Annotated in this window: 19 protein-coding genes, 1 pseudogene and 1 riboswitch; of the genes and pseudogenes, 14 read left to right on the top strand and 6 right to left on the bottom strand. The window is 71.4% G+C overall.

The window, feature by feature from the left end; genetic code table 11:
- The first annotated feature begins 31 nt into the window (after nucleotides 1-31).
- From ACGFML_RS33700 to ACGFML_RS33680, 5 genes and pseudogenes are all read left to right on the top strand, one after another.
- A complete protein-coding gene (locus ACGFML_RS33700; RefSeq protein WP_393549454.1) occupies nucleotides 32-1198 on the top strand; it encodes a sensor histidine kinase in 1167 nt (388 codons plus the stop codon).
- The gene (locus ACGFML_RS33695; RefSeq protein ID WP_393549453.1) at nucleotides 1195-1866 is read left to right on the top strand and encodes a response regulator; all 672 of its coding nucleotides are present in this window, start codon (nucleotides 1195-1197) and stop codon (nucleotides 1864-1866) included. Before ACGFML_RS33700 ends, ACGFML_RS33695 begins: the two co-directional genes overlap by 4 nt.
- Nucleotides 1867-1961: 95 nt before the next feature.
- A complete protein-coding gene (locus tag ACGFML_RS33690; protein WP_393549452.1) occupies nucleotides 1962-2465 on the top strand; it encodes a DUF485 domain-containing protein in 504 nt (167 codons plus the stop codon).
- Nucleotides 2462-4066, top strand: a complete 1605-nt coding sequence (locus tag ACGFML_RS33685; protein ID WP_393549451.1) for a cation acetate symporter — start codon at nucleotides 2462-2464, stop codon at nucleotides 4064-4066. Before ACGFML_RS33690 ends, ACGFML_RS33685 begins: the two co-directional genes overlap by 4 nt.
- A 104-nt stretch (nucleotides 4067-4170) precedes the next feature.
- Nucleotides 4171-4869 (top strand): annotated as a pseudogene (locus tag ACGFML_RS33680) (leucine zipper domain-containing protein); the annotation flags it as partial.
- On the opposite strand, the gene ACGFML_RS33675 reads toward ACGFML_RS33680, so the two are convergent.
- The 4 genes from ACGFML_RS33675 to ACGFML_RS33660 form a co-directional block, all read right to left on the bottom strand.
- Nucleotides 4869-5543, bottom strand: coding sequence for a response regulator (locus ACGFML_RS33675; protein WP_393549450.1), 675 nt, complete (start codon nucleotides 5541-5543; stop codon nucleotides 4869-4871). The pseudogene ACGFML_RS33680 and the gene ACGFML_RS33675 overlap by 1 nt on opposite strands.
- Nucleotides 5540-7231, bottom strand: coding sequence for an ATP-binding protein (locus ACGFML_RS33670; protein WP_393549526.1), 1692 nt, complete (start codon nucleotides 7229-7231; stop codon nucleotides 5540-5542). The genes ACGFML_RS33675 and ACGFML_RS33670 overlap by 4 nt, the downstream gene beginning before the upstream one ends.
- 894 nt (nucleotides 7232-8125) lie before the next feature.
- Nucleotides 8126-9145 carry a sucrase ferredoxin gene (locus ACGFML_RS33665; protein WP_393549449.1) on the bottom strand — a complete coding sequence of 340 codons (1020 nt, stop codon included), beginning with the start codon at nucleotides 9143-9145 and terminating at the stop codon, nucleotides 8126-8128.
- 59 nt (nucleotides 9146-9204) lie between these two features.
- Complete coding sequence (locus ACGFML_RS33660) at nucleotides 9205-10452, bottom strand: citrate/2-methylcitrate synthase (protein ID WP_393549448.1); 1248 nt, start codon at nucleotides 10450-10452, stop codon at nucleotides 9205-9207.
- Between the two features lie 112 nt (nucleotides 10453-10564).
- On the opposite strand from ACGFML_RS33660, the gene ACGFML_RS33655 reads away from it, so the two are divergent.
- Nucleotides 10565-11734: a citrate synthase/methylcitrate synthase gene (locus tag ACGFML_RS33655; RefSeq protein WP_393549447.1), complete on the top strand. Its 1170-nt coding sequence runs from the start codon at nucleotides 10565-10567 to the stop codon at nucleotides 11732-11734.
- Nucleotides 11735-11997: 263 nt separating this feature from the next.
- Entirely contained in the window at nucleotides 11998-13101 is a 1104-nt protein-coding gene (locus tag ACGFML_RS33650) for a CobW family GTP-binding protein (RefSeq protein ID WP_393549446.1), read from the top strand.
- A gap of 318 nt (nucleotides 13102-13419) precedes the next feature.
- Here ACGFML_RS33650 and ACGFML_RS33645 read toward each other — a convergent pair whose 3' ends face one another.
- Entirely contained in the window at nucleotides 13420-15867 is a 2448-nt protein-coding gene (locus ACGFML_RS33645) for a DNA topoisomerase (ATP-hydrolyzing) subunit A (protein ID WP_393549445.1), read from the bottom strand.
- A 347-nt stretch (nucleotides 15868-16214) separates the two neighbouring features.
- Between ACGFML_RS33645 and ACGFML_RS33640 the strand changes: the two genes are divergently transcribed.
- The 4 genes from ACGFML_RS33640 (at nucleotide 16215) to ACGFML_RS33625 (ending at nucleotide 21065) form a co-directional block, all read left to right on the top strand.
- Complete coding sequence (locus ACGFML_RS33640; protein WP_393549525.1) at nucleotides 16215-17567, top strand: M16 family metallopeptidase; 1353 nt, start codon at nucleotides 16215-16217, stop codon at nucleotides 17565-17567.
- Between the two features lie 38 nt (nucleotides 17568-17605).
- Nucleotides 17606-18973 carry a M16 family metallopeptidase gene (locus tag ACGFML_RS33635; RefSeq protein WP_393549524.1) on the top strand — a complete coding sequence of 456 codons (1368 nt, stop codon included), beginning with the start codon at nucleotides 17606-17608 and terminating at the stop codon, nucleotides 18971-18973.
- Between the two features lie 229 nt (nucleotides 18974-19202).
- Nucleotides 19203-19359, top strand: a riboswitch (cyclic di-AMP (ydaO/yuaA leader).
- 12 nt (nucleotides 19360-19371) lie between these two features.
- Nucleotides 19372-20172, top strand: coding sequence for a M23 family metallopeptidase (locus tag ACGFML_RS33630; protein WP_393549444.1), 801 nt, complete (start codon nucleotides 19372-19374; stop codon nucleotides 20170-20172).
- A 203-nt stretch (nucleotides 20173-20375) separates the two neighbouring features.
- Entirely contained in the window at nucleotides 20376-21065 is a 690-nt protein-coding gene (locus tag ACGFML_RS33625) for a GntR family transcriptional regulator (protein ID WP_393549443.1), read from the top strand.
- Nucleotides 21066-21558: 493 nt separating this feature from the next.
- Here ACGFML_RS33625 and ACGFML_RS33620 read toward each other — a convergent pair whose 3' ends face one another.
- Nucleotides 21559-21840: an HPr family phosphocarrier protein gene (locus ACGFML_RS33620; protein WP_393549442.1), complete on the bottom strand. Its 282-nt coding sequence runs from the start codon at nucleotides 21838-21840 to the stop codon at nucleotides 21559-21561.
- 136 nt (nucleotides 21841-21976) lie between these two features.
- Here ACGFML_RS33620 and ACGFML_RS33615 point away from each other — a divergent pair, with 136 nt between their 5' ends.
- The 3 genes from ACGFML_RS33615 to ACGFML_RS33605 are packed head-to-tail and all read left to right on the top strand — an operon-like array spanning nucleotide 21977 to nucleotide 26822.
- Nucleotides 21977-25000: a GNAT family N-acetyltransferase gene (locus tag ACGFML_RS33615; protein WP_393549441.1), complete on the top strand. Its 3024-nt coding sequence runs from the start codon at nucleotides 21977-21979 to the stop codon at nucleotides 24998-25000.
- Between the two features lie 38 nt (nucleotides 25001-25038).
- On the top strand, nucleotides 25039-25632 hold the full coding sequence (locus ACGFML_RS33610) for a DUF5998 family protein (RefSeq protein ID WP_393549440.1): 594 nt from the start codon (nucleotides 25039-25041) through the stop codon (nucleotides 25630-25632).
- Nucleotides 25632-26822, top strand: coding sequence for an alkaline phosphatase family protein (locus ACGFML_RS33605; RefSeq protein ID WP_393549439.1), 1191 nt, complete (start codon nucleotides 25632-25634; stop codon nucleotides 26820-26822). Before ACGFML_RS33610 ends, ACGFML_RS33605 begins: the two co-directional genes overlap by 1 nt.
- Nucleotides 26823-26859: the final 37 nt, after the last annotated feature.

The following is a 26859-nucleotide window of genomic DNA, read 5'->3' as shown; positions in this document are numbered from 1 at the left end:
ACACCGATCACACACCGATCAAGGACCGCATGTGCCGCTGAACTCCTGGACGAGCTGGCCCCTGCGGGAGTCGCTGGCCCGTGAGGGCATCGGTGGGACCCGGCTGTGGATCGGCCGGGCGGTCCGTGCCCTGGTGGTGGTGGGACTGGTATGGACCACCCTCTCGGGGCGGAACTTCAGCGGCTGGGGGCTGGTGGCGGCGGCCGCCGGGATGGCCGGCGCCCTGCTGGCGTTCCGCAGCTTCTTCCGGATGACGCTGGCCCGCCGCCTGCTGCCGTCCATCGGGCTGTTCTTCCTGCTGGAGGGCGCAGCCCTCGCCTTCGAGCTCGCCGGGGCGCGGACACCGGCGATCGTGCTGTGGTGCGCCTGCGCCATCCTGGCGATGGAACGGCTGCCGCTGAGCGTCGCCGTGCCGTGCTCCGCCGTCGCCCTCGGTGCGTTCGCCGTGGTGAACACCGGCAACTGGTGGTCCACCGCCGCGACCACCGCGGGCCTGGCGCTGGCCGGATACGTCGTACGGCTGGACGCGGAGGCGCGCGGCAACTCCCAACGGCTGCTGGCCCAGGAACGCGCGGCCCGCTCGGCCGAAGCCGAATCGGCGGCCCTCGCCGAACGCGGACGGATCGCCCGCGAGATCCACGATGTCCTCGCCCACAGCCTCAGCGCCCAGCTGGTGCACCTGGAGGCGGCGCGGCAGTTGATCCAGCGCAGCCCCGACCTCGAGGCCGACCGAGATCAGATCCTGGAGCGGGTGGTCGCCTGCCGTGGAATGGCCCGCGAAGGGCTTGACGGGACACGTGAGGCGCTTTCCGCCCTCCGCGGGGACATGATCCCCGTCGAGGACTTCCTGCGCCGCCTGACGGCCGCTGAGGGCGCGCGGCTGGACGTCGCGGGCGAACGGCGCACCATGTCGGCCGAGGCGGGCCTCGCGGTTCGTCGGGTGGCCCAGGAGGCGCTGACGAACGCACGCAAGCACGCGCCGGGCGCCCGGGTGAGCGTACGGCTGGAGTACGCGGACGGCGGCGTGGGCCTCGAGGTGCGCGACTCGGGTGGTGACGGCACGCCCGCCGAGCTGGCGCGGAGCGGGTCCGGGTACGGTCTGCTGGGGATGCGGGAGCGCGCCGAACTCCTCGGCGGAACGCTGGAGTCCGGCCCCGATGAGGAGGGCTTCGTGGTGCGGTTGAGGGTGCCCGTATGACGGCACGCGTCGTGGTCGCCGACGATCAGACCGTGGTGCGCGAGGGAATCGTGATGCTGCTGGGGCTACTGCCGGGTGTCGAGGTCGTGGGATCCGCCGCGGACGGCGAGGAGGCGGTCCGCATGGTCGCCGAACTCGCCCCCGACGTCGTCCTGATGGACCTGCGGATGCCGCGCTGCGACGGCGTCGAGGCGACCCACCGCATCCGCACGGACCACCCTGGTACCCAGGTGGTGGTGCTCACCACCTACGCCGACGACGACTCGCTCTTCCCCGCACTCCGGGCCGGAGCCCGCGGCTACCTGACGAAGGACGCGGACGGCGACGAGATCGTCCGCGCGATCGACGACGTGCTCTCCGGTGAGGCAGGGCTGTCACCGAAGATCCAGCGCCGCCTCCTGGAGCGCTTCGCCGAGCCCGCGCGCGCCCTGCCGCAGCCCCCGGACGAGCCCCCCAACGGGCTGACCGCCCGCGAGACGGAAGTGCTGCGCCTGGTTGCCGGCGGGCGCTCCAACCCGGAAATCGCCCGCACCCTCCACGTCTCCACCGCCACCGTGAAGACCCACATCAACAACATCTTCGCCAAGGCGGGGCTGCGGGACCGAGCCCAGGCGATCCACTACGCATACCGGCACGGACTCGCACAGCCGCCCGGACAACCCACCTGATCCGGTGAAGCTTTCGGAATGAAGAGTCCCGGATCTTCCTTTCTGTCCATCCTTGGTGCACACGGTCAACGGGCCGGTGCAACAAGGAGTGTTCGGTGGACAAGCAGGATGGCCGAACGGCCGGTGAAACGGGCGACGTTCGGCTCGACGACGACCCCTGGTACGAGGCACTCGCCCCCGGGTGGGGCGACTGGGAGGGTGACCCGACGGACGAACGGGGCGGGCCGGACCGCACCCCGACATCCGCGACCGTTCCGCAACCGCGGCCCGCGGCGCACGACGAGGTGTACCTGACGGTCCAGCGCAGCGCCGCCTTCCAGGAAGTGCGCAGCCGCTACCGGCGCTTCGTCGTACCGGCCACGGCCGTCTTCCTGGCCTGGTACCTCGCCTACGTGATCGCGGCCACCACCGCACCGGGTCTGATGGCACGCCCCGTCGCCGGCGCACTCAACGTCGCCATGCTCGCCGGACTCGGACAGTTCGCCACGACCTTCGTGCTCACCTGGGCCTACGCGCGGCACGCGCGGCTGCGCCGGGACCGCGCGGCACTCGACATCCGCTGGGAGACCCAGGAACTGACCGGAGGGAACGTCCGTTGACCGGCGACCACCAGACCCTGGCGCTGCTCCTGTTCAGCGCGTTCATCGCCGTCACCCTGGCGATCACCACCTGGGCGGGCCGCCGCAGGCGCGGTTCGGCCGAGGAGTTCTATGCGGGCGGCCGGCTCTTCTCGCCGATGGAGAACGGTTTCGCCATCGCGGGCGACTACATGTCCGCCGCGTCCTTCCTCGGCATCTCCGGCGTGATCGCCCTCTTCGGTTACGACGGCCTGCTCTACTGCGTCGGCTTCTTCGTCGCCTGGCTGGTCGTCCTGTTCCTGGTCGCCGAACTGGTCCGCAACTGCGGCAGGTTCACCCTTGCCGACGTCGTCGCCGCCCGAATGCGGGAGAGGCCGGTCCGGATCGCGGCGGGCGCGGCCTCCGTCACCGTCTCCGTCCTCTACCTGGTGGCCCAGATGGTCGGCGCCGGCAGCCTGGTGGCGCTGCTCGTCGGCGGCGCGGGCGAGCAGGCACGCACCTGGATGGTCGTCGGGGTCGGCGCGCTGATGGTGGTCTACGTCGCCCTGGGCGGCATGCGGGCGACCACGTGGATCCAGATCGTCAAAGCGGTGCTCCTCATGGGAGGTGCGGTTGCCCTGACCGTCCTGGTGGTGGCCCGGTTCCACGGAGATCTCAACGGCCTGCTCAACACGGCCGCCGAACACAGCGGCCACGGAAGCGAGTTCCTCGCACCGGGGCTCAAGTACGGCAGTGACTGGACCTCGCGCCTCGACTTCATCAGCCTCGGCCTGGCACTCGTCCTGGGCACCGCCGGGCTGCCGCACATCCTGGCCCGCTTCTACACCGTGCCCACGGCGCGGTCGGCCCGCCGCTCCGTCGTCTGGTCCATCGGCCTGATCGGCGGCTTCTACCTGATGACCATCGTGCTGGGCTTCGGCGCCGCCGCGGTGCTCGGCAGCGACGCCGTCCGGGCATCCAACAAGGCCGGCAACACCGCGGTTCCGCTGCTCGCCCTGGAGCTGGGCGGCGGCGCCGGTTCGACCGGAGGAACGGTTCTCTTTGCCGTCGTGGCCGCGGTCGCCTTCGCCACGATCCTGGCCGTGGTCGCCGGCATCACCCTCGCCTCGTCCGCTTCCGTCGCCCACGACCTCTACGCCTCGCTACGACGCACCCGCGGCACGGCACAGGACGAGCAGCGCAGTGAGGTGGCGGTGGCTCGGGCCGCAGCGGCGGCGGTCGGCGCCGTAGCCATCGGCCTGGCGCTGCTCGCTCAGGACCTGAACGTCGCCTTCCTGGTGGGCCTGGCGTTCGCGGTCGCCGCGTCGGCCAACCTTCCGGTGCTGCTCTACACCCTCTTCTGGCGTCGCTTCACCACGCGTGGGGCTGTGTGGTCGGTCTACGGCGGCCTGCTCCCGGCGGTCACCCTGGTCGTCCTCTCGCCGGTGGTCTCAGGAACCCCGGAGTCGCTCTTCCCCGGAGTGGACTTCGCGTACTTCCCACTGGAGAACCCCGGCGTCGTGTCGATCCCGCTGGGCTTCCTCATGGGGTGGCTCGGAACCGTGCTCTCCCCGGAGCCCGCCGACAAAGCCCGGCACGCGGAGACGGAGGTCCGGTCGCTCACGGGTGCCGGGGCCGCCTAGGTGTATTGATCACGAGCGTTGTTAACAGTCGCGGGTCTTGATCAATGACGAAGACCTCCGGTGTGGTGGAGGTGTCTAGGCTTCACCGCACAACGGAGGTCTTCGTGTCTCACCGTAATGCCCGGCTGACGGTTCATGGCAGGCGGCTGCTGGTCGAACGTGTCGGTGCAGGCCGTCCCATCGCACATGTCGCGGCAGAGATGGGCATCTCGCGCCCGACAGCCCACAAGTGGGTCCGCCGTTGGCGATCGGAGGGCGAGGCCGGTCTGCACGATCGCTCCAGCAGGCCCCTACGGACACCGCACCGGACCGCGACAGCGGTGGAAGCCCGGGTCTGCCGACTGCGCCAGGACCGCAAACTCGGCCCCGCCCGCCTCGGTCCGATCCTGGACCTGCCCGCCTCGACCGTGCACCGCATTCTGGTCCGGCACGGCCTGAACCGCCTGGCCTTCCTGGACCGGCCTACCGGCCAGGGCATCCGCCGCTACGAGCGCGACCGACCCGGTGAACTGGTCCACGTCGACGTCAAGAAACTCGGCCGGATCCCCGAGGGCGGCGGACACGAGGTGCTGGGCCGCCGAGCCGGCCGGGACAGGCGCAGCAGCATGGGCTTCGACTACGTCCGCTCCGCCGTCGACGACCACAGCCGCCTGGCCTACAGCGAGGTCCACGGCGATGAGAAAGCCGCCACCTGCGCGGCCTTCCTCGACAGGGCGGCGGCTTTCTTCACGCCTGTCGTCCGGAGGGGAGCCGCGGCCACCGGGGGGCGCGCCCCGCGACGCCTGCTGACCGGACTGGGCTCCTAGGCCCACTCGTAACGGTGCTCGGGGCGCCCGGTCTCGCCGTATCTGAGGGTCAGACGGACCCGGCCGGTGCGTTCGAGGAGCTTGAGGTACCGCTGGGCCGTCTGCCGGCTCAGCCCCGCCTGGACAGCGACCTCCTGCGCGGAGAGTGGAGCCTCTGCCGAGCGCAGCACCGAGCGCACCCGGTCGGCGGTCGCCGTGGAGTGACCCTTGGGCAGTTCGGCCGGAACCGCTCCGGCACCCCCCAACGCACCGAAGATCCTGTCGACTTCGGACTGCTCGGCCTGGCCGCCGCCCTCGAAGGTACGGTGCAGGGCCGCGTAGCCCTCCAGCTTGGAGCGCAGGCCCGCGAAGGTGAAGGGCTTGACGAGGTACTGCAATGCGCCATGGCGCATTGCGGCCTGCACGGTGGCGATGTCCCGGGCGGCCGTCACCATGATGACGTCGGTGAGCAGACCGCGCCGCCGCAGATCACCCACCATGTGGAGTCCCGTTTCGTCGGGCAGGTAGTGGTCCAGGAGGATCAGATCAACGGGGTGCGTCTCGAGGGCGGTCAAGGCTTCGGCCGCGGTGTGGGCGATGCAGCTGACACGGAATCCGGCGACCTTGGCGACATACGCGGCGTTGATCTCCGCCACTCGCACATCGTCGTCCACGACCAGTACGTCGATCACCGCCCGCCTCCTGGGACATCCGGGGCCTCGGCGGCGCCGGCTGCCCTGTCGGCGTGATGGGTGCCGCGGGCGTGGTCGCGCCTCCCGGTGACAGCGGCGTCGGTGTGGCCCACACGACCCGACGGCTCTCGCGTCGACGCGCCGATTTCTTCGGCCAGCGCGTCGGGGACCGTCACCGTGAACACCGCACCGCCGCCGTCGCGGTCGCCGACCGTGACGCTGCCGCCGTAGCGCTCGGCGAGGCGGCGTACGAGGGCCAGGCCGATACCGCGCCCGCCGTGGGACGGGGCTTCCTTGGTCGTCCAGCCCTCGGTGAAGATTTCCGCCCGACGTCCCTCGGGCACACCGGGACCGTTGTCGCAGACCTGGACGACGGCCGTCCGGCCGTCGGCGCGGAGCTCCACTTCCACGCGCGCGTCGCGTTTGCCCACCGTGGCATCCAGAGCGTTGTCGACAAGGTTGCCGAGAACGGTCACGAGGCAGTGCGGGTCGACCAAGCGGTCGGGCAGGTCCGTCTGGGGGGAGAGGCTCAACGACGCGCCGCGCTCGGTGGCGACGGTGGCCTTGCCGACCAGGAGGGCGGCCAGCAGCGGATCGTGGATGCGTTCGGTGACCTGTTCCGCCGTTGCCCGGTGCACGCCGACGGCCTGGGTCACGAACTCCACGGCTTCCTCGTGCAGCCCCAGTTCGAGCAGGCCGAGGAGCGTGTGCAGCCGGTTGGCGTGCTCGTGGTCCTGCGCGCGCAGGGCGTCGATCAGCCCGCGGGTGCCGTCCAGTTCACGGCCCAGCCGTTCCAGTTCGGTCCGGTCACGCAAGGTGACTACGGCGCCTCCGTCGTCGGTGGGCATGCGATTGGCCACCAGGACGCGGTGCCCGCTGACGGCGAGTAGATCCGCGCCGGATACCCGGCCGGCCAGAACGTCCGTCGTGCGTCCCGGTGGCAGGGCCTCGTCCAGGGGGCGTCCGGTGTCCTCGGGGCACAGGTCGAGGAGACGCTGCGCCTCGTCGTTCATCAAGCGGATCCGACCGCGCTTGTCCAGGGCAACGAACCCCTCACGGATGCCGTGCAGCATCGCCTCACGCTCCGTGAGCAGTGCGGAGATGTCGGAGAAGGCCAGGTCGTGGGTGCGGCGCTGCAGCCGGCGAGCGACCAGATAGGCGGCAAGGGCGCCCACGGCGATGGATCCGGCCGCGTACACGAGCAGCTCGGGCACGGTGGAAAGCAGCCGTCCTCGCACGCTCTCGTACGCGATGCCGACCGACACGGCTCCGATCACCTTGCCGTCCTCGTCGCGCAGCGGGACTTTGCCGCGGGCGGAACGGCCGAGCGTGCCCTCATCGATCTGCATGACCTCCTTGCCCGACAGCGCGACGCTCGGGTCGGTGGAGACGTGGCGCCCGATTTCATCGGGGTCGGTGTGGGACCAGCGCACACCTCGGTTGTCCATGATCACCACATACTCGGCGCCGGTGGCGTCACGTATCCGCTCGGCCTCTTTCTGGACCGGTCCGTGCCGCGTCGGACGGGAGGACTTCAGGGCGTCGTCGAGGTGCGGTTCGACTGCCGTGGTCTGGGCGATGGCGAGCGCACGGTGCATCGCCTGATCATCGAGTTCGGCGCTGAGCGGGGCGAGGAACAGGCCGGTCGCGAGCGCGGCGACTCCCGTCGCGATGGCCAGCTGCACCATCAGCACCTGGGAGAAGACACGGCGCGGCCAACCCAGGCGCAGTCTGGTGCCGGTCCGTGGTTCGGCTGTGCGGGCGCGTGCATCCGATGGGGTGCCCTCGCGTCGGTCCGTACTGCTCGGCAGCCCTGCGGCAGTTTCGGAACGTGATGCTTGGCCCGAGGACCCCGCGGTGCTCGGGCGCGAGACCGACTCGCCCTTCTCGCCCATACGTACGAACAGTAAGGGCGGACCGGGCCGACCGGGTAATCCCTGCTGGACCGGATACGGAGAGTGCCGGGATGTTGTGGATACCGTTTCCGGAGGGCGGTACCCGGCGGGGCTCGCGGCTGGTCTGCCCCTCGGACCGGCCCGGGCCACGAGGAGCCCCGCGCAGCCGGCGGCGGATGGGCTCGCCCCGCTCACCGTGTCCACGATGGCGACGGGATCGGTCATCACCTGAGCGTCAGGATCGATGTGCCCAGGCAGGGCACACGCACTCGACGACGAGCTGCCCTGCCGGTGCTGCGGGAGTTATCCACAGGCCTGTCGGTTGCGGACTGTGTGCGCTTAGCCTCGCAAAGTGAAACGTGGACGGTTCGTGGTGTCCGGCAGCCGCAGCAGGTTTGAGGCTGGGTGGGTCGGGCGTGCGGGATGTGCGGAGGGGAGCGCTCGTGTGGTCGATGTGGGCTGGGCGCGGCAGGGTTCGGGGCGCGGCAATGGGGGGTGTTCGCGGCTCGGTCGCCGCTTCGGACGCCGGTGTGCCGGTGATGGCCGGTCTTGGGCTGGCACTGACCCTAGGGGTGGCCCGTGGGCCTGCTGATGCGTGATGGGAAACGCGGCGCCGGCGCTCCGCCGGCAGTGGCGTGCCGCTGCCAGCGTCGTGCGCCAGAAGGTGAGCGGGGTGGGCCCCCGGTGTCAGGCGACCGGAAGGGCGAGCGAGGCGGTCCAAGGGGTCCGCGCGGAGGCGGTGATGTCCGAGGTGGGCGTGATGGAGGTGACCGCCATGCGCGCCGGTGGACCGAGCGGCGCACCACAGCTGGCGGGCGCCGGAGCACCGTCGGCCCGTTGCTCGACCGCGACGCGCCACGAGCGGCCGTCGGTGTGCGCGACAAAAACAGACCAGGCCGGACCGATCCTGGGAACCGTCCCGCCCGCGGGCGCGCGGTCATCGGACCGCACAAGTTCGGGCCGCACCGAGTCGGTCCGTACGACGTCGAGTGCGTCCGCCCGCGTCTCCCGGATCAGCTCCCGGACCGCGAGGTCGGCCGCTTGCGCCGGCCGCTCCCACGTGGAGCGGCCACGGCAGTGGTCGAAGGTGACCCGGCCGTCGCGCGCCGCCTCCACCGCGTCCTTGACGAGATGGGCCGAGGCCCGTCCGTAGGCGTAGCCGTACGGGAGGACGAAGAGGGTGGGGGAGAAGCGGTGGCCCCCGATGTGGGTGACCTCCCAGGCTTCGGCCCCGCTGGCGGCGAGCTCGGCGGCCAGCGGTCGGCCGAGCAGCGCGCAGCAGCGGTCCCGCTTGCCGTTGGTGCAGACCAGGACCAAGGGTTCTCCGGTGTACGCATCCCAGAGGTCGCCGTGTTCCCCGGTGCCCAGGGCGGTGAAGTCGAGTTCGAGGATGGTTCGCGGATCGCTGACGGTCGTGGTGCGGATCCAGGACCGACCCGGCGCGGTGTGCGCGACGAACACCCGGTGCCCCGCCGCGCCGTGGCAGTCGGCGTGCCGTCCGGGGCGGCGGATCAGGGCGATACGTACCCCCGTGTCCGCTGCCGCGGCATCGAGGGCGCGGCCGATGTGCGGATCGAGGTGGCTGTCTGTCAGCGCGTTGGCCCCCCACGGGCCGGTCTGCTCGATGAGCAGCCAGGTGCGGGCGGTGGCTGCGGTCCCGGCGACGGGTTCGGTCGATTCACGGGAGGTGGTAGCGCAAGTGCTCACGAAGGCAAGCCTAACCTGAGTTGTCGCCGAGGCGCTTCGGGCGTCGGCGCCACTCGCCGTCAAGGTAGTGGTTGTGGCGGCCGGGGGCCGTTGTACTGCCCGCTTGGCCGCATGCGCAGTGGGGGTTCTCCGTACTCCTCCAGTGCGTGCGCGATCCAGCCGGCCGTTCGGGCGACGGCGAAAACCGTCTCGCCTGCTTCGACCGGCATCCCTGCCGAAACGGTCAGTACCGCGAGCGCCAGGTCGACGTTGGCGTGCAGTTCGGTCTGCCGCGCGGTGGTCGTGATCACTTCGCGTGCGGCCTGCAGCGCCGACTGCGCCTGCGGAACGTCTTCCAGCAGTCCGAAGAGCGCACGGGCCCGCGGGTCTTCCCCCGGGTAGAGGGGATGGCCGAGACCTGGAATGTGGCGCCCCGCCCTCAGGTGGTCGGCGACGACGGCTGCCGCGCTGCCTCGTTCCAGCACTTCCACCAGCATGCGGTGGGCGAGTCCGCTGGCCGCGCCGTGCAGCGGGCCGTCCAACGCCCCGAATCCGGCCGACAGAATCGCGTAGGGGTGTGCCCGCGCTGAGGCCGCGACCCGGACCGCGAGAGTCGAGGCAGCGAGATCGTGGTCGATGAGCAGGACCAGTGCTGCATTGAGCGCGTGGAGCGATGCCGCGTCGGTCGGCGACGGGGTCAGCCGCGACCACAGCCGCGATGCGAGCGCCTCCGTGCGCGGTGGATCGGGTGTCTGCGCCGGAAGGGCCCCGACGAGGGTGGGGATCAGAGCGCGGGCGGTGTCGAGAACGGCCTCCTCGGACAGGTCGAAGCGAAGCGGGTCGGCGGCCGCCGCGGCAACCACGGCGAGCCGTAGCCGGTCCATGGGGCCGCTGTGCTCCGGCAGCGCCTGGACGGCGCGGCAGGCGGCGGAGAGCACGTCGGGCGGTGCGGTGAAGCGCATACCCCGGTGCAGTTCGCCGGTCCACAGCCACTCGGCGACTTCCTCGTAGTCGTAGCGAGCGGCGAGTTCCGCGGTGTCGACGCCGCGGAAGTAGCAGTGGGCGCGGTCGATCAGGGTGATGCCGGTGCGTACCGCCAACTCGCTGGCAGCGGTGGACGGTTCGCGCCGGCTTCCGCGTCGCGCGAGTGCCTCGACCTCCTTCGCGTCGAAGGTGCTGCCGCGGCCTCCGGGGCTGCGGTGGCTGGTGAGCTGGCCGCGACTCACGTAGGCGTACACCGTCTCCGGCTTCACGCCGAGCCGGTCTGCTGCCTCCCCGGTGCTCAATCGCTGCCCAGCCGAGTCATGAGACCTGTCTTGATCCGCCATGGGTTCACCGTATCGAGCAGATTCATATTGATTCAATCAATATTGACAATGATTGAATCCAGAGTGGACAGTCGAATCAATATTTGGGGGAGGAAGAGCGAGGAGCTCCGCAATGACGGTCACCGAGACGAACACACCGGTCAACGCGCCCCGTGGTCTCGCGGGGGTCATCGTCACCGAAACCGAACTGGGTGATGTCCGAGGTCGGGAGGGCTTTTACCACTACCGCCAGTACTCCGCCGTCGAGCTGGCCACGGCCCGCACCTTCGAGGACGTGTGGTACCTGATGCTCCACGGCGAGCTGCCGGATGCCGAGCAGCTCGCCGCCTTTACGGCGCGGACCGCGGAGCTGCGCACACTGCCCGCCGCAGTACGCGACGCCCTGCCCGATGTCGCCCGGGCCGGTGCGGTGTCCGGCCCGCTCGCCGGACTGCGTACGGCGCTCTCGCTGCTGGGGGCGACGGCAGGCTTTCGCCCGCTGTACGACATCGACATCGACCACCGGCGTGCCGATGCACTGGCCGCCTGCGCCGCCGTACCGACGATGCTCACTGCGCTGCACCGGCTCGGCCAGGGACAGGAGCCGGTGGAACCGCGGCCGGACCTGACGTACGCCGCCAATTACCTCTACATGCTCACCGGCCAGGATCCCGAGCCACAGCGCGTCCGGGCCATCGAGGCGTACCTGATCTCCACGGTCGACCACGGCTTCAACCCCTCGACCTTCACCGCTCGCGTCATCGCCTCCACCGGTGCCGACCTCGCGGCCTGCCTGGTCGGGGCGGTCGGCGCGCTCTCCGGCCCCCTGCACGGCGGCGCTCCCAGCCGTGCCCTCGACACGCTCGATGCCATCGGCACGCCGGACCGCATCGACTCCTGGATCCGCGACCGGGTCCTGCGCGGCGAGCGGATCATGGGGTTCGGGCACGCCGTCTACCGCACCGAGGACCCGCGATCGCGGATGCTGCGCGCCCTCGCCGAGCAGTTCGGCGGCCCACGTGTGGAGTTCGCAGTCCAGGTGGAGGCACGGATCGAGTCCCTCCTGGCGGAACTCAAGCCGGGGCGTGAGCTGCACACGAACGTGGAGTTCTACGCCGGCGTCGTCATGGAACTCTGCGGACTGCCGCGCGAGATGTTCACGCCCACCTTCTGCGCGGCCCGCATCGTCGGATGGAGCGCCAACATCCTGGAGCAGGCCGAGGACCCGAAGATCATCCGGCCGGCCGCCCGGTACGTCGGCCCCCCGCCGCCGCAGCCGCTGCCGTTCGGAGCGCCCCGCTAGCAGCCGTACGCAGCGAGGGACCGTAAGCGAGGGACCGTAAGGGGGAGGCCGGTAGGGGGAGGCCGGTAAGGGCGAGGGACGGTGGAGGGGAGTGGGCCATCGTAGGCCGGGCGGACTCCGGTCGGTCGCAGCGCGCGGCTGCGCCGGAGACCGTCGGCCGCCGACAGGCGAGGCGGGGGCGCGTCAGCGGGGGTCCGTTACGATCGGGTGCTCATCCGCCGCCTGTCCGTGCGGCCCGCCACCCGCTTCATGGAGGCGCCCCCTTGGCCATGCAACAGATCCCGGTCGTCGTGCTGGCGGGGTTCCTCGGCTCGGGTAAGACCACCCTCCTCAACCACCTGCTCCGTGCGCGCGCCGGTACTCGCATCGGGGCCGTCGTCAACGACTTCGGCAGCATCGAGATCGATGCCATGACGGTTGCCGGGCAGGTGGACTCGATGGTCTCCCTCGGCAACGGCTGTCTGTGCTGCGCCGTCGACACCAGCGAACTCGACACCTACCTGGAGCGGCTGGCGCGCCCCGCCGCCCGGATCGACGTGATCGTCATCGAGGCCAGCGGTCTGGCCGAGCCCGAGGAACTCATCCGGATGATCCTCGCCAGCGACAACGACCGGATCGTCTACGGCGGGCTGATCGAGGTCGTCGACGCCGCCGAGTTCACGGCCACCCGTACCCGGCATCCCGAGCTGGACCGGCATGTGGGTATCGCGGATCTGGTGGTGCTCAACAAGGCCGACCGGATCGCCGGTACGGCGCGCCAGGAGCTCATGGACACGCTCGCGGATCTCGCACCGGGCCGGCCCGTGGTCTGCACGGCGTACGGGCAGATCGACCCGGAGCTGTTCTTCGACCGTGGCGAGGGCGAGGACCTCGATGCGGCGGTGAGGCAGTTGTCGTTCGAGGATCTGCTCCGGGAGACCGGAGCAGCGGCCACCACCGGCACCGACCACTCATCCGATGCGCACCACGGCCATGACCACGGCCCGGGGGAGCCCTGCGCCCACCTCCACGCCGCCTACCAGAGCGTGGAGTTCACCTCGTCGGAGCCGATGCATCCGCGCCGGCTCATGGAGTTCCTCGACAGCCGTCCCGCCGGCCTCTACCGGATCAAGGGTTTTGTCCACTTCGACGTCCCGGGCAGCCGGCAGAAGTTCGCCGTGCACGCCGTCGGTGACTTCCTGCGCTTCTACCCCTCGCCCTGGGGACGGGACGAGGAACGCAGCACTCAACTCGTCCTGATCGGCAGCGGGACCGACACGGCGGCGCTGCACAAGGAGCTGGCGGCGTGCCGAGACGCCGGTTCGCAGGAGACCTCCGAGCACAGCATGTGGGGTGTCCTGCGCTACGTGGCCGCCCGCGAGGAGTGACCGCAAGCCCCCGCCTGGCAGCCCGCACAACATGCGCAGCCAGCAGCCAGCAGCCAGCAGCCAGCAGCCAGCAGCCAGCAGCCAGCAGCCAGCAGCCAGCAGCCAGCAGCCAGCAGCCAGCAGCCAGCAGCCAGGGTTCAAGAGCCAGCGGCCACCGGTGAGCAGCCTGCAGCACCGCACTTCCACCGCCCCGGACCAGGCTTCGCACCCAGCGCCCGCTTCCCGGCTCCCGCCCCCGAGCAGCACCGGCCGGCCCCGAAGGACCGGCCGGCACCATCCGTTGACGAACCCGCCGACGAACCCGCCGACGGCCAACCCCTACACGGGACCCGCCAGCGACGCGATCGGCTTGAGCAGTGGCACCCCGGAGCCGTCCCGGCGCGGATCCACCTCCGGCAGATCCACCGGCACGCCCTTGGCGTCCGCGGCCCGTACCGGTGCCGTCCCGGCCCAGGCCATGGTCAGGCAGTCCTCGCCCTTCAGGAACCGCTGGCAGCGCACCCCACCGGTCGCCCGGCCCTTGCGCGGATACTGGTCGAACGGTGTGAGCTTGGCCGTGGCCACCGAGTCGTCCAGGGTGCCGTGCGAGCCGGCGACCGTGAACACCATGGCGTCGGCGGCCGGGTCGACCACGCCGAACGCGATCACCTTCGCGCCCTCGCTCAGCTTGACGCCCGTCATGCCGCCGGCGGGCCGCCCCTGCGGCCGCACCTGCGACGCCTGGTAGCGCAGCAACTGCGCCTCGCTGGTGATGAAGACCAGATCCTCCTCACCGGTACGCAGCTCCGCCGCCCCGACGATACGGTCGCCGTCCCTGAGAGTGATGACCTCCAACTCCTCCTTGTGGGAGGGATAGTCGGGCACCACCCGCTTGACCACACCCTGTTCCGTGCCGAGTGCCAGGCCGGGTGAGGATTCGTCCAGGGTGGTCAGACAGATCAGCCCCTCGCCGTCCTCGAGCGTGAGGAACTCCGAGAGCTGCGCGCCACCGGAGAGGTTGGGCGCCGCCGCGGTGTCCGGGAGCTGCGGCAGGTCGATCACGGAGATGCGCAGCAGCCGCCCGGTGGACGTCACCGCGCCGACCTCGCCGCGGGTCGTGGCGGGCACGGCCGAGACGATCGCGTCGTGCTTGACCCGCTTCGCCTCGGCGTCGTACGGCACCTCGCCGGTGACCGTACGCGCCAGCAGGCCCGTCGAGGACAGCAGCACCCGGCACGGGTCGTCGGAGACCTCCAGCGGCACCGCGCCGACCGTGGTGCCGACCGACTCCAGCAGGACCGTCCGGCGGTCCGTGCCGTACTTCTTCGCGACCGCGGCCAGTTCGCCGGAGACCAGCTTGCGCAGCTCCGCGTCCGAGTCCAGGATCTGCGTCAGCTTCTCGATCTCCTCCTTCAGACGGTCGCGCTCCGACTCCAGCTCGATGCGGTCGAACTTGGTCAGCCGGCGGAGCGGGGTGTCGAGGATGTACTGCGTCTGGATGTCGCTCAGCGAGAAACGCTCGATCAGCCGCTCCTTGGCCTGCGCGCTGTTCTCGCTGGAGCGGATGAGGCGGATGACCTCGTCGATGTCCACCAGGGCCGTCAACAGGCCCTCGACGAGGTGCAGCCGGTCGCGCCGCTTGCTGCGCCGGAACTCGCTGCGCCGGCGCACCACGTTGAAGCGGTGGTCGACGTAGACCTCCAGCAGCTCCTTGAGGCCCAGCGTCAGCGGCTGACCGTCCACCAGCGCGACGTTGTTGATGCCGAAGGACTCCTCCATCGGCGTGAGCTTGTAGAGCTGCTCCAGGACGGCCTCGGGGTTGAAACCGTTCTTGATCTCGATGACGAGTCGGAGGCCGTGCTCGCGGTCGGTGAGGTCCTTGACGTCCGCGATGCCCTGCAGCTTCTTCGAGCCGACCAGGTCCTTGATCTTGGAGATGACCTTCTCGGGGCCGACGGTGAAGGGGAGTTCGGTGACCACCAGCCCCTTGCGGCGGGCGGTGACGGTCTCCACCGTGACCGTGGCGCGGATCTTGAAGGTGCCGCGGCCCTTTTCGTACGCGTCCCGGACACCGCCCAGGCCGACGATCCGGCCGCCGGTGGGCAGGTCGGGGCCCGGCACGAAGCGCATCAGGGTGTCGAGGTCGGCGTTCGGATGCTTGATCAGATGGCGGGCGGCCGCGATCACCTCCCCGAGGTTGTGCGGCGGCATGTTCGTCGCCATCCCGACCGCGATGCCGGACGTGCCGTTGACCAGGAGGTTCGGGTACGCGGCGGGGAGGGCGACCGGCTCCCGCTCCTGGCCGTCGTAGTTCGGTGCGAAATCGACGGTGTCCTCTTCGATGGACTCCGTCATCAGGGACGTCGCCGACGCCATCCGGCATTCGGTGTACCGCATCGCGGCGGGCGGGTCGTCATTGCCCAGCGAACCGAAGTTGCCGTGGCCGTCCACCAGGGGCAGCCGCATCGAGAACGGCTGGGCCATGCGCACCAGCGCGTCGTAGATGGACGCGTCGCCGTGCGGGTGGAGCTTGCCCATCACCTCGCCGACGACCCGGGCGCACTTGACGTACGAGCGCTCGGGCCGCAGGCCCATCTCGTTCATCTGGTAGAGGATGCGGCGGTGCACGGGCTTGAGACCGTCGCGGGCGTCCGGCAGGGCGCGGGAGTAGATGACCGAATACGCGTACTCGAGGAAGGAACCCTGCATCTCGTCGACGACGTCGATGTCGAGGATCCTCTCCTCGAAGTCGTCCGGCGGCGGGGTCTTCGTGCTGCGGCGGGCCATCGCGGCTGCGGCTCCTTCTGCTGCGTCTACTGCCGATGTGGGATCAACAGGCTCGGGTCGGTCAACACTGCCCGGGCGACCGGAATTGCCGGCCGCCCGGATGCCGGGCCGACCGGCGGGCGGGTCGATCGGTCAGGGGACCGGCCTGTGAGTCTGCCTGAGTCTGACGCGGACCATTGTGGACCGCCCCACTGACAACGCCGACCGCGACTCCCCTTTCGGCCTCCGGGACCGCCACACACGCCCTCCGTACGGGTCCGCTCGTCCGGGAACTTCGCCAGATGTCGGCGCGCTTGCATACAGTGACAGAACTTCCTCGCAAGCGGATCGAAGGGACGTACATGCCCATGGGTCACACGGCCACAGAACGAGCCGGTTCCGGCGGCTTGACAGCGACCGAGCACCGGCTGGCCAACGGCCTGCGCGTGGTGCTCTCCGAAGACCACCTGACCCCGGTCGCAGCGGTGTGCCTGTGGTACGACGTCGGCTCCCGCCACGAGGTCAAGGGCCGTACGGGCCTGGCTCACCTCTTCGAGCACCTCATGTTCCAGGGCTCCGCGCAGGTGAAGGGCAACGGCCACTTCGAGCTCGTCCAGGGCGCCGGCGGATCGCTGAACGGCACCACGAGCTTCGAGCGCACCAACTACTTCGAGACCATGCCCGCCCATGAGCTGGAGCTCGCGCTCTGGCTGGAGGCGGACCGCATGGGCTCGCTGCTCAGTGCGCTCGACGACGAGTCCATGGAGAACCAGCGCGACGTCGTCAAGAACGAACGCCGCCAGCGCTACGACAACGTCCCCTACGGCACGGCCTTCGAGAAGCTGACGGCCATGGCCTACCCGGAGGGCCACCCGTACCACCACACGCCCATCGGGTCGATGGCTGACCTGGACGCGGCCTCCCTGGAGGACGCGCGGGCGTTCTTCCGTACGTACTACGCGCCCAACAACGCGGTCCTGTCGATCGTCGGGGACATCGACCCCGAGCAGACGCTGGCCTGGGTGGAGAAGTACTTCGGCTCGATTCCCTCGCACGACGGCAAGCAGCCGCCGCGCGACGGCACGCTGCCCGAGGTCATCGGCGGCGAGCTGCGGGAGGTCGTCGAGGAGGAAGTGCCCTCCCGCGCCCTGATGGCCGCGTACCGGCTGCCGCACGACGGCTCCCGTGAGGCGGACGCCGCCGATCTCGCGCTGACCGTTCTGGGCGGCGGGGAGTCCTCCCGGCTCTACAACCGCCTGGTGCGCCGCGACCGGACCGCCGTGGCCGCCGGGTTCGGCCTGCTGCGGCTGGCCGGGGCGCCCTCGCTGGGCTGGCTGGACGTGAAGACGTCCGGCGGCGTGGAGGTCCCCGCCATCGAGCGCGCCGTCGACGAGGAGCTGGCCCGCTTCGCCGCCGAGGGGCCGAGCCCCGAGGAGATGGAGCGCGCCCAGGCCCAGTTGGAGCGCGAGTGGCTGGACCGCCTGGCGACGGTCAGCGGTCGCGCCGACGAACTGTGCCGCTTCGCCGTCCTGTTCGGCGACCCGCAGCTCGCGCTGACCGCCGTCCAGCGGGTCCTGGACATCACCCCCGAGGAGGTGCAGACGGTCGCCAAGGCCCGGCTGCGCCCCGACAACCGCGCGGTGCTCGTGTACGAGCCCACCGAGCCGACCGCTCCGGCCGACCCGGCCGCCGACACCGAGGACGAGGAGGCGGACCGGTGAGCGACTCCACCACCCGCGCAGATTCCGCCGTGACCACCATGGACTTCCACCCCCAGCCCCGGGGCGGCGCGCCCAGGCCCTGGGCGTTCCCGGCCCCCGAGCGCTCTCAACTCCCCAACGGGCTCACCCTCCTGACCAGCCACCGCCCCGGCCAGCAGGTCGTCGCCGTCGAGATCAACCTCGTCGCCCCGCTGGAGGCCGAGCCCGAGGGCCTGGACGGCATCGCCACGATCATGGCGCGTGCGCTGTCCGAGGGCACCGACAAGCACGACGCCGAGGAGTTCGCCGCCGAGCTGGAGCGCTGCGGCGCCACCCTGGACGCGCACGCCGACCACCCCGGCCTGCGGGTCTCCCTGGAGGTCCCGGTCTCCCGGCTGCACCGTGCGCTCGGCCTGCTCGCTGACGCGCTGCGCGCCCCCGCCTTCCCGGACAGCGAGGTCGAGCGGCTGGTGCGCAACCGTCTCGACGAGATCCCGCACGAGCTCGCCAACCCGGCGCGGCGCGCCGCGATGTCACTGTCCAAGGAGCTGTTCCCGGCCACCTCCCGGATGTCCCGGCCCCGGCAGGGCACCGAGGAGACCGTCGAGCGCATCGATGCCGCCGCCGTACGCGCCTTCTACGACGCCCATGTACGGCCCGCCACGGCCACCGCGGTGATCGTCGGCGACCTCACCGGCGTCGACCTCCAGGCGGCGCTCGACGACACCCTCGGCGCCTGGCAGGGCTCCACCGCCGAGCCGCTGAAGCCCTCGGCGATCACCGCCGACGACGCGGGCCGCGTGGTGATCGTGGACCGTCCCGGAGCGGTGCAGACGCAGCTGCTGATCGGCCGTATCGGCGCCGACCGCCACGACCGGGTCTGGCCCGCGCAGGTGCTCGGCACGTACTGCCTGGGCGGCACCCTCACCTCGCGGCTGGACCGGGTGCTGCGCGAGGAGAAGGGCTACACCTACGGGGTGCGGGCCTTCGGGCAGGTGCTGCGCTCGTCCGCGGACGGCAGCGGCGCCGCGATGCTCGCCATCAGCGGCTCGGTGGACACCGCCTCCACCGGCCCGGCGCTCCAGGACCTCTGGCAGGTGCTGCGCACGCTCGCGGCGGAGGGGCTGACCGATGCCGAGCGGGATGTCGCCGTGCAGAATCTGGTCGGTGTCGCCCCACTGAAGTACGAGACCGCGGCGGCCGTTGCGGGCACCCTCGCCGACCAGGTGGAGCAGCATCTCCCCGACGACTTCCAGGCGCAGCTGTACGCCCGGCTCGCGGAGACCGGGACGGTCGAGGCGACAGCGGCGGCCGTCAACGCCTTCCCCGTGGACCGGCTGGTGACGGTCCTGGTGGGTGACGCCGCGCAGATCGCCGAGCCGGTCAGGGAACTCGGCATCGGCAAGGTGACGGTCGTCACCGGCTGATCCCGGCGGCCTGACTGCCGGTCACCAAGCAACCGGCCATATCTCGACAAAGCGGCTCCCGTGGTGCATGTCCGCCACGGGAGCCGTCGTATGTCCGGAATGGTGCGGCTGGTTGCCCGATGCCCCTGTGGCGTACGGCACAAAGCTCCGGTTCTGTTTGCCGATTGAAAGATGTCCCGATTAGCGTCGGTCCGGCTGTTCGTCACAAGTCCGCCACAACAGTGGCACCGGGCAGCCATCGCCGAGTCCCCGTACGGCGCGAGCCAGGGGAGCCGGGGACCCACATGTCCCCTGGGGTGAATCGGTCCCCTCTCCGGAGGAGCCCGTAGGAGACCTTCCTGCTCCGAACCCGTCAGCTAACCCGGTAGGCGAGAAGGAAGGAAAGGACAAGCCAGCAGATGGCGTTCACCCGTGCCACCGGGAAACATCGTCGTCCGAGCCGCACCGCTCGGACGACCCGCAAGTTCGCAGGCGTGGCCACCCTCGCGGCCACCGGTGTCGTCGCCTCCGTGGCCTCGCCGGCGCTGGCCGCCACCAGCGAGGCGCACGCCGAGGACACCGGCCTGCAGCAGGCCGTCGTGATGGGCGACGAGCTCGCCAGCCGCGTCGAGGCCCAGGCCGACGCGCAGCAGGCGGTCGCCGATGCCGCCGCCGCGCACGCCAGGGCCGAGGCGGTGGCGAAGAAGGCCGCGGCCGAGGCCAAGCGGCTCGCCGAGGCGGCCAAGAAGAAGGCCGCGGCGGAACACGCGGCCAAGGAGCGTGCGGCCCGCGACGCGGAGCGCAAGCGCCTCAACGCCTTCGTCGCCCCGGTCACCGGCTCCTACGTCTCCACCGGCTACAAGGCCTCCAGCGGCCTGTGGTCCTCCGGCAGCCACACCGGCATCGACTTCCACGCCGCCACCGGCACCTCCGTCCACGCCGTCGGCTCGGGCACCGTGGTGGAGGCCGGTTGGGGCGGCTCGTACGGCAACAACATAGTGATCAAGATGCATGACGGGACGTACACCCAGTACGGCCACCTGTCGTCCATCGGTGTCTCGGTCGGTGAGAGCGTCACCCCGGGCCGGCAGATAGGTCTCTCCGGCGCCACCGGCAACGTCACCGGCCCGCATGTCCACTTCGAGGCCCGCACCGGCCCCGACTACGGGTCGGACATCGACCCGATCGCCTACCTGCGCTCGCACGGCGTCAGCGTCTGACGTCCCGCGCGCACCGCGAAGCCCCGGCCCACGGCCGGGGCTTTTCGCATACCGAGCGCGAGATACGACGACCCTCCCGCTCGTGGCCAAAAAATATCCATGAATTTCCGGAGGCTGTCGGAAAACCCGGCCCGGTCGAATAGAGTCACGGAAAACCCGCCGATCGGCGGCGTTTCCCGGGAATTACGGCGGAGGCACGGACGATGCGAGGCCATCTTTCCGCGCATGCGGTGTGCACGGCGATTCGCGACGACATCGTCTCCGGTGCGCTGGCACCGGGGAGCCGGCTGGTCGAGGAAATTCTCGCCGCCCGCTACGGCGTCTCCAGAGTTCCGATCCGGGAGGCGTTGCGCACCCTGGAGTCCGAGGGCTTCGTCACCACCCGCCATCACGCGGGCGCCTGCGTGGCCGAGCCCACCGAGCAGGAGGCGGCCGATCTCCTGGACATCCGCGCGCTGTTGGAGCCGCTCGGCGCCGCCCGCGCCGCCGCCCGCCGCAGCCCCGCCCATCTGAAGGTGCTGCGCGGTCTCGTACGGCTCGGCCGCGACCGGGCCCGCCACGGCCTACCGGCAGATGTGCGCCAACTCGACGCCTGGTTCCACGAGACGCTCGCCCAGGCGGCCGGCAGCCCCAGCCTGACGGCGCCGCTCACCCAGCTACGGCGCAAGATCGAGTGGGTGTACGCGGTGGAGCCGCCGGCGCGGACCGCCGACTCGTGGGACGAACACGGCGCGGTCCTGGACGCGGTCGCCCGCGGCGACGCGGAACGGGCCCGCGCCCTGATGGCGACTCACATCGAGCGCTCGCTCCCGGTGTACCGGCTGCGCCGCCCGTCCGCGGACGCGGTGAGGGATGCGAAACGGTCCGTCAACACGGCGCGTGCCCGCACTTAACATGCGGCCTGTATACAAAGGGGTGCGGAATGCGAGAGGGCGCGCACCATCGACCGTTTTCCGGGATTTGCTTTCCCTCGTATGAAGGCTACTGAAGCCCAGTGAAGGCTGCGGCGGGTAATTCGCCATTCGCTATTCGCCATTCGCTATTCCGGCGTGCCGTGCGCAGAATGCGAGCGGCCCGGTGACGTATCGGCCGGACGGTGTTCCGGCACCGAACACGCCGCATCGAATCCGGCCCGCCGAATTTCTTCGCGCTCGGGCGCCGGCCGGCGAACCGCCCTTCGGCGTGACGTTGCGCGGCGGCCCGCCACCGAAAGGGACTGCCGCCGAAGCGGACCGCGCGCCGGCAGAGCACCTCACCAGAGCACCCCGGTCGGGCAGCCAGTGGAACGGCTCCCACAGAACGGCCCCGCCGCGGCGGCCGTTTCCGGTCACCGCGACGGGGCCGCGGGCAGAGCGGTCAGGAAGAACCTGACGGTCTCGGACGGGCTCAGACGGTCTCGGGGAGCTCGTCCAGGCCCTCGGAGACGAGCTTCGCCAGGCGGTCGAGCGCAACGTCCGCGCCCTCGGCGTCGGAGGCCAGCACGATCTCCTCGCCACCCTGGGCGCCCAGGCCCAGGACCGCGAGCATGGAGGCCGCGTTGACGGGGTTGCCGTCGGCCTTGGCGATCGTCATCGGGACGCCGGACGCGGTGGCCGCGCGGACGAAGATCGAGGCGGGGCGGGCGTGCAGCCCCTCGGCCCAGCCGACATTGACGCGGCGCTCAGCCATGGTGATGCCCTTCAAGTCGCGTGACTGTTGTCTAGACCAGTCTCTCACGCTGCCAGGAGTGCTCCGGCAGTCCTCCGTCGGGACCGAGCGTACGCACACCGAGCCGGTTGGCGATGCCCCGCCGTACGCTGTCCGCATGCAGACGCAGCCGGACCACGCGTACCCGACGCACTGGGAAGCCGACGTGGTGCTGCGCGACGGCGGCACGGCGCGGATCCGCCCGATCACCCCCGACGACGCGGAGCGGCTGGTCTCCTTCTACGAACAGGTTTCGGACGAGTCGAAGTACTACCGCTTCTTCGCGCCCTACCCGCGCCTGTCGGACCGTGACGTCCACCGATTCACCCACCACGACTACATCGACCGGGTCGGTCTCGCAGCCACCGTGGGCGGCGAGTTCATCGCCACCGTCCGCTACGACCGGATCAACGACCAGGGCCTGCCCGCCAAGGACCCCGAGGACGACCAGGCCGAGGTCGCCTTCCTGGTGCAGGACGCCCACCAGGGCCGCGGCGTCGCCTCCGCGCTCCTGGAACACATCGCCGCGGTGGCCCGCGAGCGCGGCATCCGCCGGTTCGCCGCCGAGGTGCTGCCCGCGAACTCCAAAATGATCAAGGTGTTCACGGACGCCGGGTACACCCAGAAGCGCACTTTCGAAGACGGCGTCGTCCGGCTGGAATTCGACCTCGAGCCCACCGAACAGTCGATGGCCGTGATGCGCGGCCGCGAGCAGCGGGCCGAGGCCCGTTCCGTCCAGCGCCTGCTGGCCCCGGGCTCGGTCGCCGTCATCGGGACGGGCCGCGCCCCCGGCGGGGTCGGCCGCTCCGCCCTGCGCAACCTCCTCGACTCGGGCTTCACCGGCCGCGCCCACGCCGTCAACCACGCCTTCCCCGAGGACATGGACCGCCTCGAACCCGAAGGCGTGCCCGCCGTCCGCTCGCTGCGGGAGATTCCCGACCCGGTCGATCTGGCGGTCATCGCCGTCCCCGCGGACCGGGTCCCGGATGCGGTCCGCGACTGCGGCGAGCACGGCGTCCAGGGCGTGCTGATCCTCTCCTCCGGCTACGCCGAGGCGGGTCCCGAGGGCCGCGAGCGCCAACGCGCCCTGCTCCGCCAGGCCCGCTCCTACGGCATGCGGCTCATCGGCCCCAACGCGTTCGGCATGATCAACACAGCCCCGAGTGTCCGGCTGAACGCCTCCCTGGCGCCCCAGATGCCCGGTGCCGGCCACATCGGCCTGTTCACGCAGTCCGGCGCGATCGGCATCGCCCTGCTCAGCGGGCTGCACGCGCGCGGCCCCGGGGACGGTGGCATCGCCGGCATCTCCGCCTTCGTCTCGGCGGGCAACCGTGCCGACGTCTCCGGCAACGACCTGCTCCAGTACTGGTTCGACGACCCGGACACCGACGTGGTGATCCTCTATCTGGAGTCCATCGGCAACCCCCGGAAATTCGCCCGGCTGGCCCGCCGCACCGCCGCCGTCAAACCGGTCGTGGTGGCCAAGGGCGCCCGGCACAACGGCACCGCCCCGCCGGGCCACACCGTGCCCACGGTCCGGATCCCCGACAGCACCGTCGCCGCCCTGATGCAGCAGGCCGGCGTGATCCGCGTCGACACGGTCACCGAACTGATCGACGCCGGGCTGCTGCTGGCCTCGCAGCCGCTGCCGGCCGGCCCGCGCATCGCCATCCTGGGCAACTCCGAGTCACTCGCGCTGCTCGCCTACGACGCCTGCCTGACCGAGGGCCTGCGCCCGCTGCGCCCCCATGTGCTGGCGCCCGCCGCGACGCCGGAGGACTTCCGGGCCGCGCTCGCCCAGTCGCTCGCCCGCGACGGCTGCGACGCCGTCGTCGTCACGGCCATTCCCTGGGTGGGTGAAGCGGACGGCGCCGTTCCCGGTGCGAGCGAAGGAGCCGCACTCGCCGCCGCCCTGCGTGCCGCGGCCGCCGCCGACCCGGCCAAGCCGGTGACGGTCGTCCACCTGGCGATGGAGGGCCTGGCCGAGACCCTGGCGGCACCGGGGGAGCCATCCGGGCCGACGGCCCCGTCCCAGGACGGTCCGCCGGCCCCGCCCCGGGAACCGGCGCAGGCCCCGCCCGCCGCAGCGCCCCCGTCCGACCCCGGCGCTCCCGCACGGTCGTCGAACGACGGCCCCGTCCGGACGGCGCCGCACCCCCCGCGCCCCGTCTACCCGCCGCACCCCCCGCGCCCGCCGGCCCGGCCCTCCGCGCCCGCCCAGATCGCCGCCCCGGCCCCGTCGCGTCCCCGCCCCGCACCCGTCCGCATCCCTGCGTACCCGGCCGCCGAGCGGGCCGTCCGCTCGCTCGCCGAGGCGGTGCGTTACGCGGCCTGGCGCCGGGGGGCCGCCGAACCAGGCCGGGTGCCGGAGTACGACGACATCCAGGAGACGGCCGCCGGGGACGACATCGAGCGGCTGCTCGGCCGCCTCACCCCCGGTGTCGACCCGGGCCGTTCCATCCGGCTGCCGGCCGACGACGCCGGGGAGCTCCTCGCCCGCTACGGCATCCGCACCCGCCCCGCCCTGCCGGCCCCCGACGCCGACGCGGCGGTCCGCGCCGCCGTCCGGCTCGGCTTCCCGGTCGCCCTCAAGACCACCGCCCCGCATCTCAGGCACCGTGCCGACCTCGGCGGCGTCCGCCTCGACATCGCGGGCCAGAGCGAACTGCGCCGTACCTACGCCGAATTGACCGAATTCCTGGGTTCGCCCGAAGTGCTGCGCCCGGTCGTCCAGGCGATGGTGCCGCGCGGCGTCGACACCGTCATCAGCGCCGCCATCGACCCGGCCGCGGGGGCCGTGCTCTCCTTCGGGCTGGCCGGTGCCCCTTCCCAGCTGCTCGGCGACATCGCCCACCGGCTGATTCCGGCCACCGACCGCGATGTCACCGACCAGATCCGGTCGATCCGCGCGGCCCCCCTCCTGTTCGGCTGGCGCGGCTCGCAGCCGGTGGACACCACCGCGCTCGCCGATCTGCTGCTGCGCGTCTCCCGACTGGTCGACGACCACCCGGAGGTCGTCGGCGTGGACCTCGAGCCGGTCGTCGTGGCCCCGCACGGCCTCTCCGTCCTGGGAGCCTCCGTCCGGCTCGCCCGTCCCCCCGCCACCACCGACCTCGGGCCCCGCCGCCTACCCGTCTACTGAGGCTCTCGCGGCCCGGTGAGCCCCGTAAGATGGACTCCATGGCTAAGACCGGTACGACGACCCAGGGGCTGCGCGCGGCGATCGAGCGCAGTGGCTATTACCCGACGCTCGTGGCCGAGGCGGTGCAGGCCGCGGTGGGCGGCGAACCGGTCGTGTCGTACCTCGTCCATCAGGAGACGACGTTCGACGCCAACGAGGTCCGTCGCCATGTCACCGTCCTGGTGCTGACCGGCACCCGCTTCATCGTCAGCCACACCGACGAGCAGGCCGCCGACGCCACCAGCCCGTCGCCGTACGCCACCACCTCCACGGAGTCCGTCAAGCTCGGCCGGATCTCGTCGGTGGTTCTCAGCCGCGTGGTCGCCAATCCCGAGTCGTACACCCCGGGCCAGCTGCCCCGCGAGGTCGTCCTCACCATCGGCTGGGGCGCCGTCGCCCGCCTGGACCTGGAGCCCGCCAGCTGCGGCGACCCCAACTGCGAGGCGGACCACGGCTACACGGGCTCCTCCACCGCCGACGACCTGTCGTTGCGGGTCAGCGAGGCGGGCGACGGTCCGGACTCGGTCCGCGAGACGCTCACCTTCGCCCAGGCGCTCTCCGAGGCCACCGCGGCCACCACCAGCCCCCGCTGATGGTGCACACCGCCTCCGCCTGGCCCGAACCAGCACCCCTCGACCCGCTCACCGCCCCCGTGCCCCGGTACGGCACGGGCTCCCTCGCCGATCTGCTGCCCGCCGTCGTGGCCGGCCAGGGAGTGCGGGATCTCGCCACCTCGATGGAACTGGCGCCCGCCGACCGCGCCTGCGTCTTCCTCGTCGACGGCCTCGGCTGGGAACTGCTGCGGGCCCACCCCGAGGAGGCGCCGTTCCTCACCTCCCTCCTGGCGACCTCCTTCAACGGCACCGGCCGCCCGCTCACCGCCGGCTTCCCGGCCACCACCGCCACCTCCCTCGCCTCCGTCGGCACCGGCCTGCCGCCGGGCGCCCACGGACTCGCCGGATACACCTGCGAGGACCCGGCCACCGGCGCGCTGATGAACCAGCTGCGCTGGCAGCCATGGACCGACCCGTACGACTGGCAGCCCCACCCGACGGTCTTCCAGCTGGCCGATGCCGCGGGCATCCACACCTGCCAGGTCTCCGCCCCGGACTTCCAGCACACGCCGCTCACCAAGGTGGCGCTCAGCGGCGGCACCTTCCACGGCCGGCTCTCCGGTGAGGAGCGGATGGACCTCGCCGCCGAACAGCTCGCCGCCGGCGACCGCTCGCTGGTCTACACCTACTACTCCGAGGTCGACGGCAAGGGACACCGCTACGGCGTCGACTCCGACGCCTGGCGCGGCCAGTTGATGTACGTCGACCGGCTCGCGCAGCGGCTGGCCGAGCAACTCCCGCCGCGCTCCGCGCTGTACATCACCGCGGACCACGGCATGATCGACATCCCCTTCGACCCCGAGTCCCGGATCGACTTCGACGAGGACTGGGAACTGAGCGCCGGGGTGCGCCTGCTGGGCGGCGAGGGACGGGCCCGCCATGTCTACGCCCAGCCGGGTGCGGCCGGCGACGTGCTCGCCATCTGGCGCGAGGTGGTCGGCGAGCAGATGTGGGTCGCGAGCCGCGAAGAAGCCATTGCCGCAGGGTGGTTCGGGCCGCACGTCGACGACCGGGTGCACGGCCGGATCGGCGATGTGGTGGCGGTCGCGCACGCCGACATGGCGATCATCGCGTCCCAACGCGAGCGGGGCGAGTCGGCGATGGTCGGCCTGCACGGCTCCATGACCCCCGCGGAGCAGCTGGTGCCGCTCCTGGAAGTCCGTACCTGACCCGCCCGGTCCCTGCCCCTCCCTCCCCCACGAGCCC

It is taken from the genome of Streptomyces sp. NPDC048650, from assembly GCF_043199095.1.
GTDB lineage: Bacteria > Actinomycetota > Actinomycetes > Streptomycetales > Streptomycetaceae > Streptomyces.
Note: the sequence above shows the minus strand (reverse complement) of the source record. Positions and strands in the feature narration are given on the sequence as shown.

Coding starts and splice junctions, on each gene's coding strand:
- ACGFML_RS33695 (WP_393549453.1), top strand. CDS start 1,195: ATGACGGCACGCGTCGTGGTCGCCGACGATCAGACCGTGGTGCGCGAG.
- ACGFML_RS33670 (WP_393549526.1), bottom strand. CDS start 7,231: ATGGTGCAGCTGGCCATCGCGACGGGAGTCGCCGCGCTCGCGACCGGC.
- ACGFML_RS33660 (WP_393549448.1), bottom strand. CDS start 10,452: ATGGCGGATCAAGACAGGTCTCATGACTCGGCTGGGCAGCGATTGAGC.
- ACGFML_RS33655 (WP_393549447.1), top strand. CDS start 10,565: ATGACGGTCACCGAGACGAACACACCGGTCAACGCGCCCCGTGGTCTC.
- ACGFML_RS33645 (WP_393549445.1), bottom strand. CDS start 15,867: ATGGCCCGCCGCAGCACGAAGACCCCGCCGCCGGACGACTTCGAGGAG.
- ACGFML_RS33640 (WP_393549525.1), top strand. CDS start 16,215: ATGGGTCACACGGCCACAGAACGAGCCGGTTCCGGCGGCTTGACAGCG.
- ACGFML_RS33635 (WP_393549524.1), top strand. CDS start 17,606: ATGGACTTCCACCCCCAGCCCCGGGGCGGCGCGCCCAGGCCCTGGGCG.
- ACGFML_RS33630 (WP_393549444.1), top strand. CDS start 19,372: ATGGCGTTCACCCGTGCCACCGGGAAACATCGTCGTCCGAGCCGCACC.
- ACGFML_RS33625 (WP_393549443.1), top strand. CDS start 20,376: ATGCGAGGCCATCTTTCCGCGCATGCGGTGTGCACGGCGATTCGCGAC.
- ACGFML_RS33620 (WP_393549442.1), bottom strand. CDS start 21,840: ATGGCTGAGCGCCGCGTCAATGTCGGCTGGGCCGAGGGGCTGCACGCC.
- ACGFML_RS33615 (WP_393549441.1), top strand. CDS start 21,977: ATGCAGACGCAGCCGGACCACGCGTACCCGACGCACTGGGAAGCCGAC.
- ACGFML_RS33610 (WP_393549440.1), top strand. CDS start 25,039: ATGGCTAAGACCGGTACGACGACCCAGGGGCTGCGCGCGGCGATCGAG.
- ACGFML_RS33605 (WP_393549439.1), top strand. CDS start 25,632: ATGGTGCACACCGCCTCCGCCTGGCCCGAACCAGCACCCCTCGACCCG.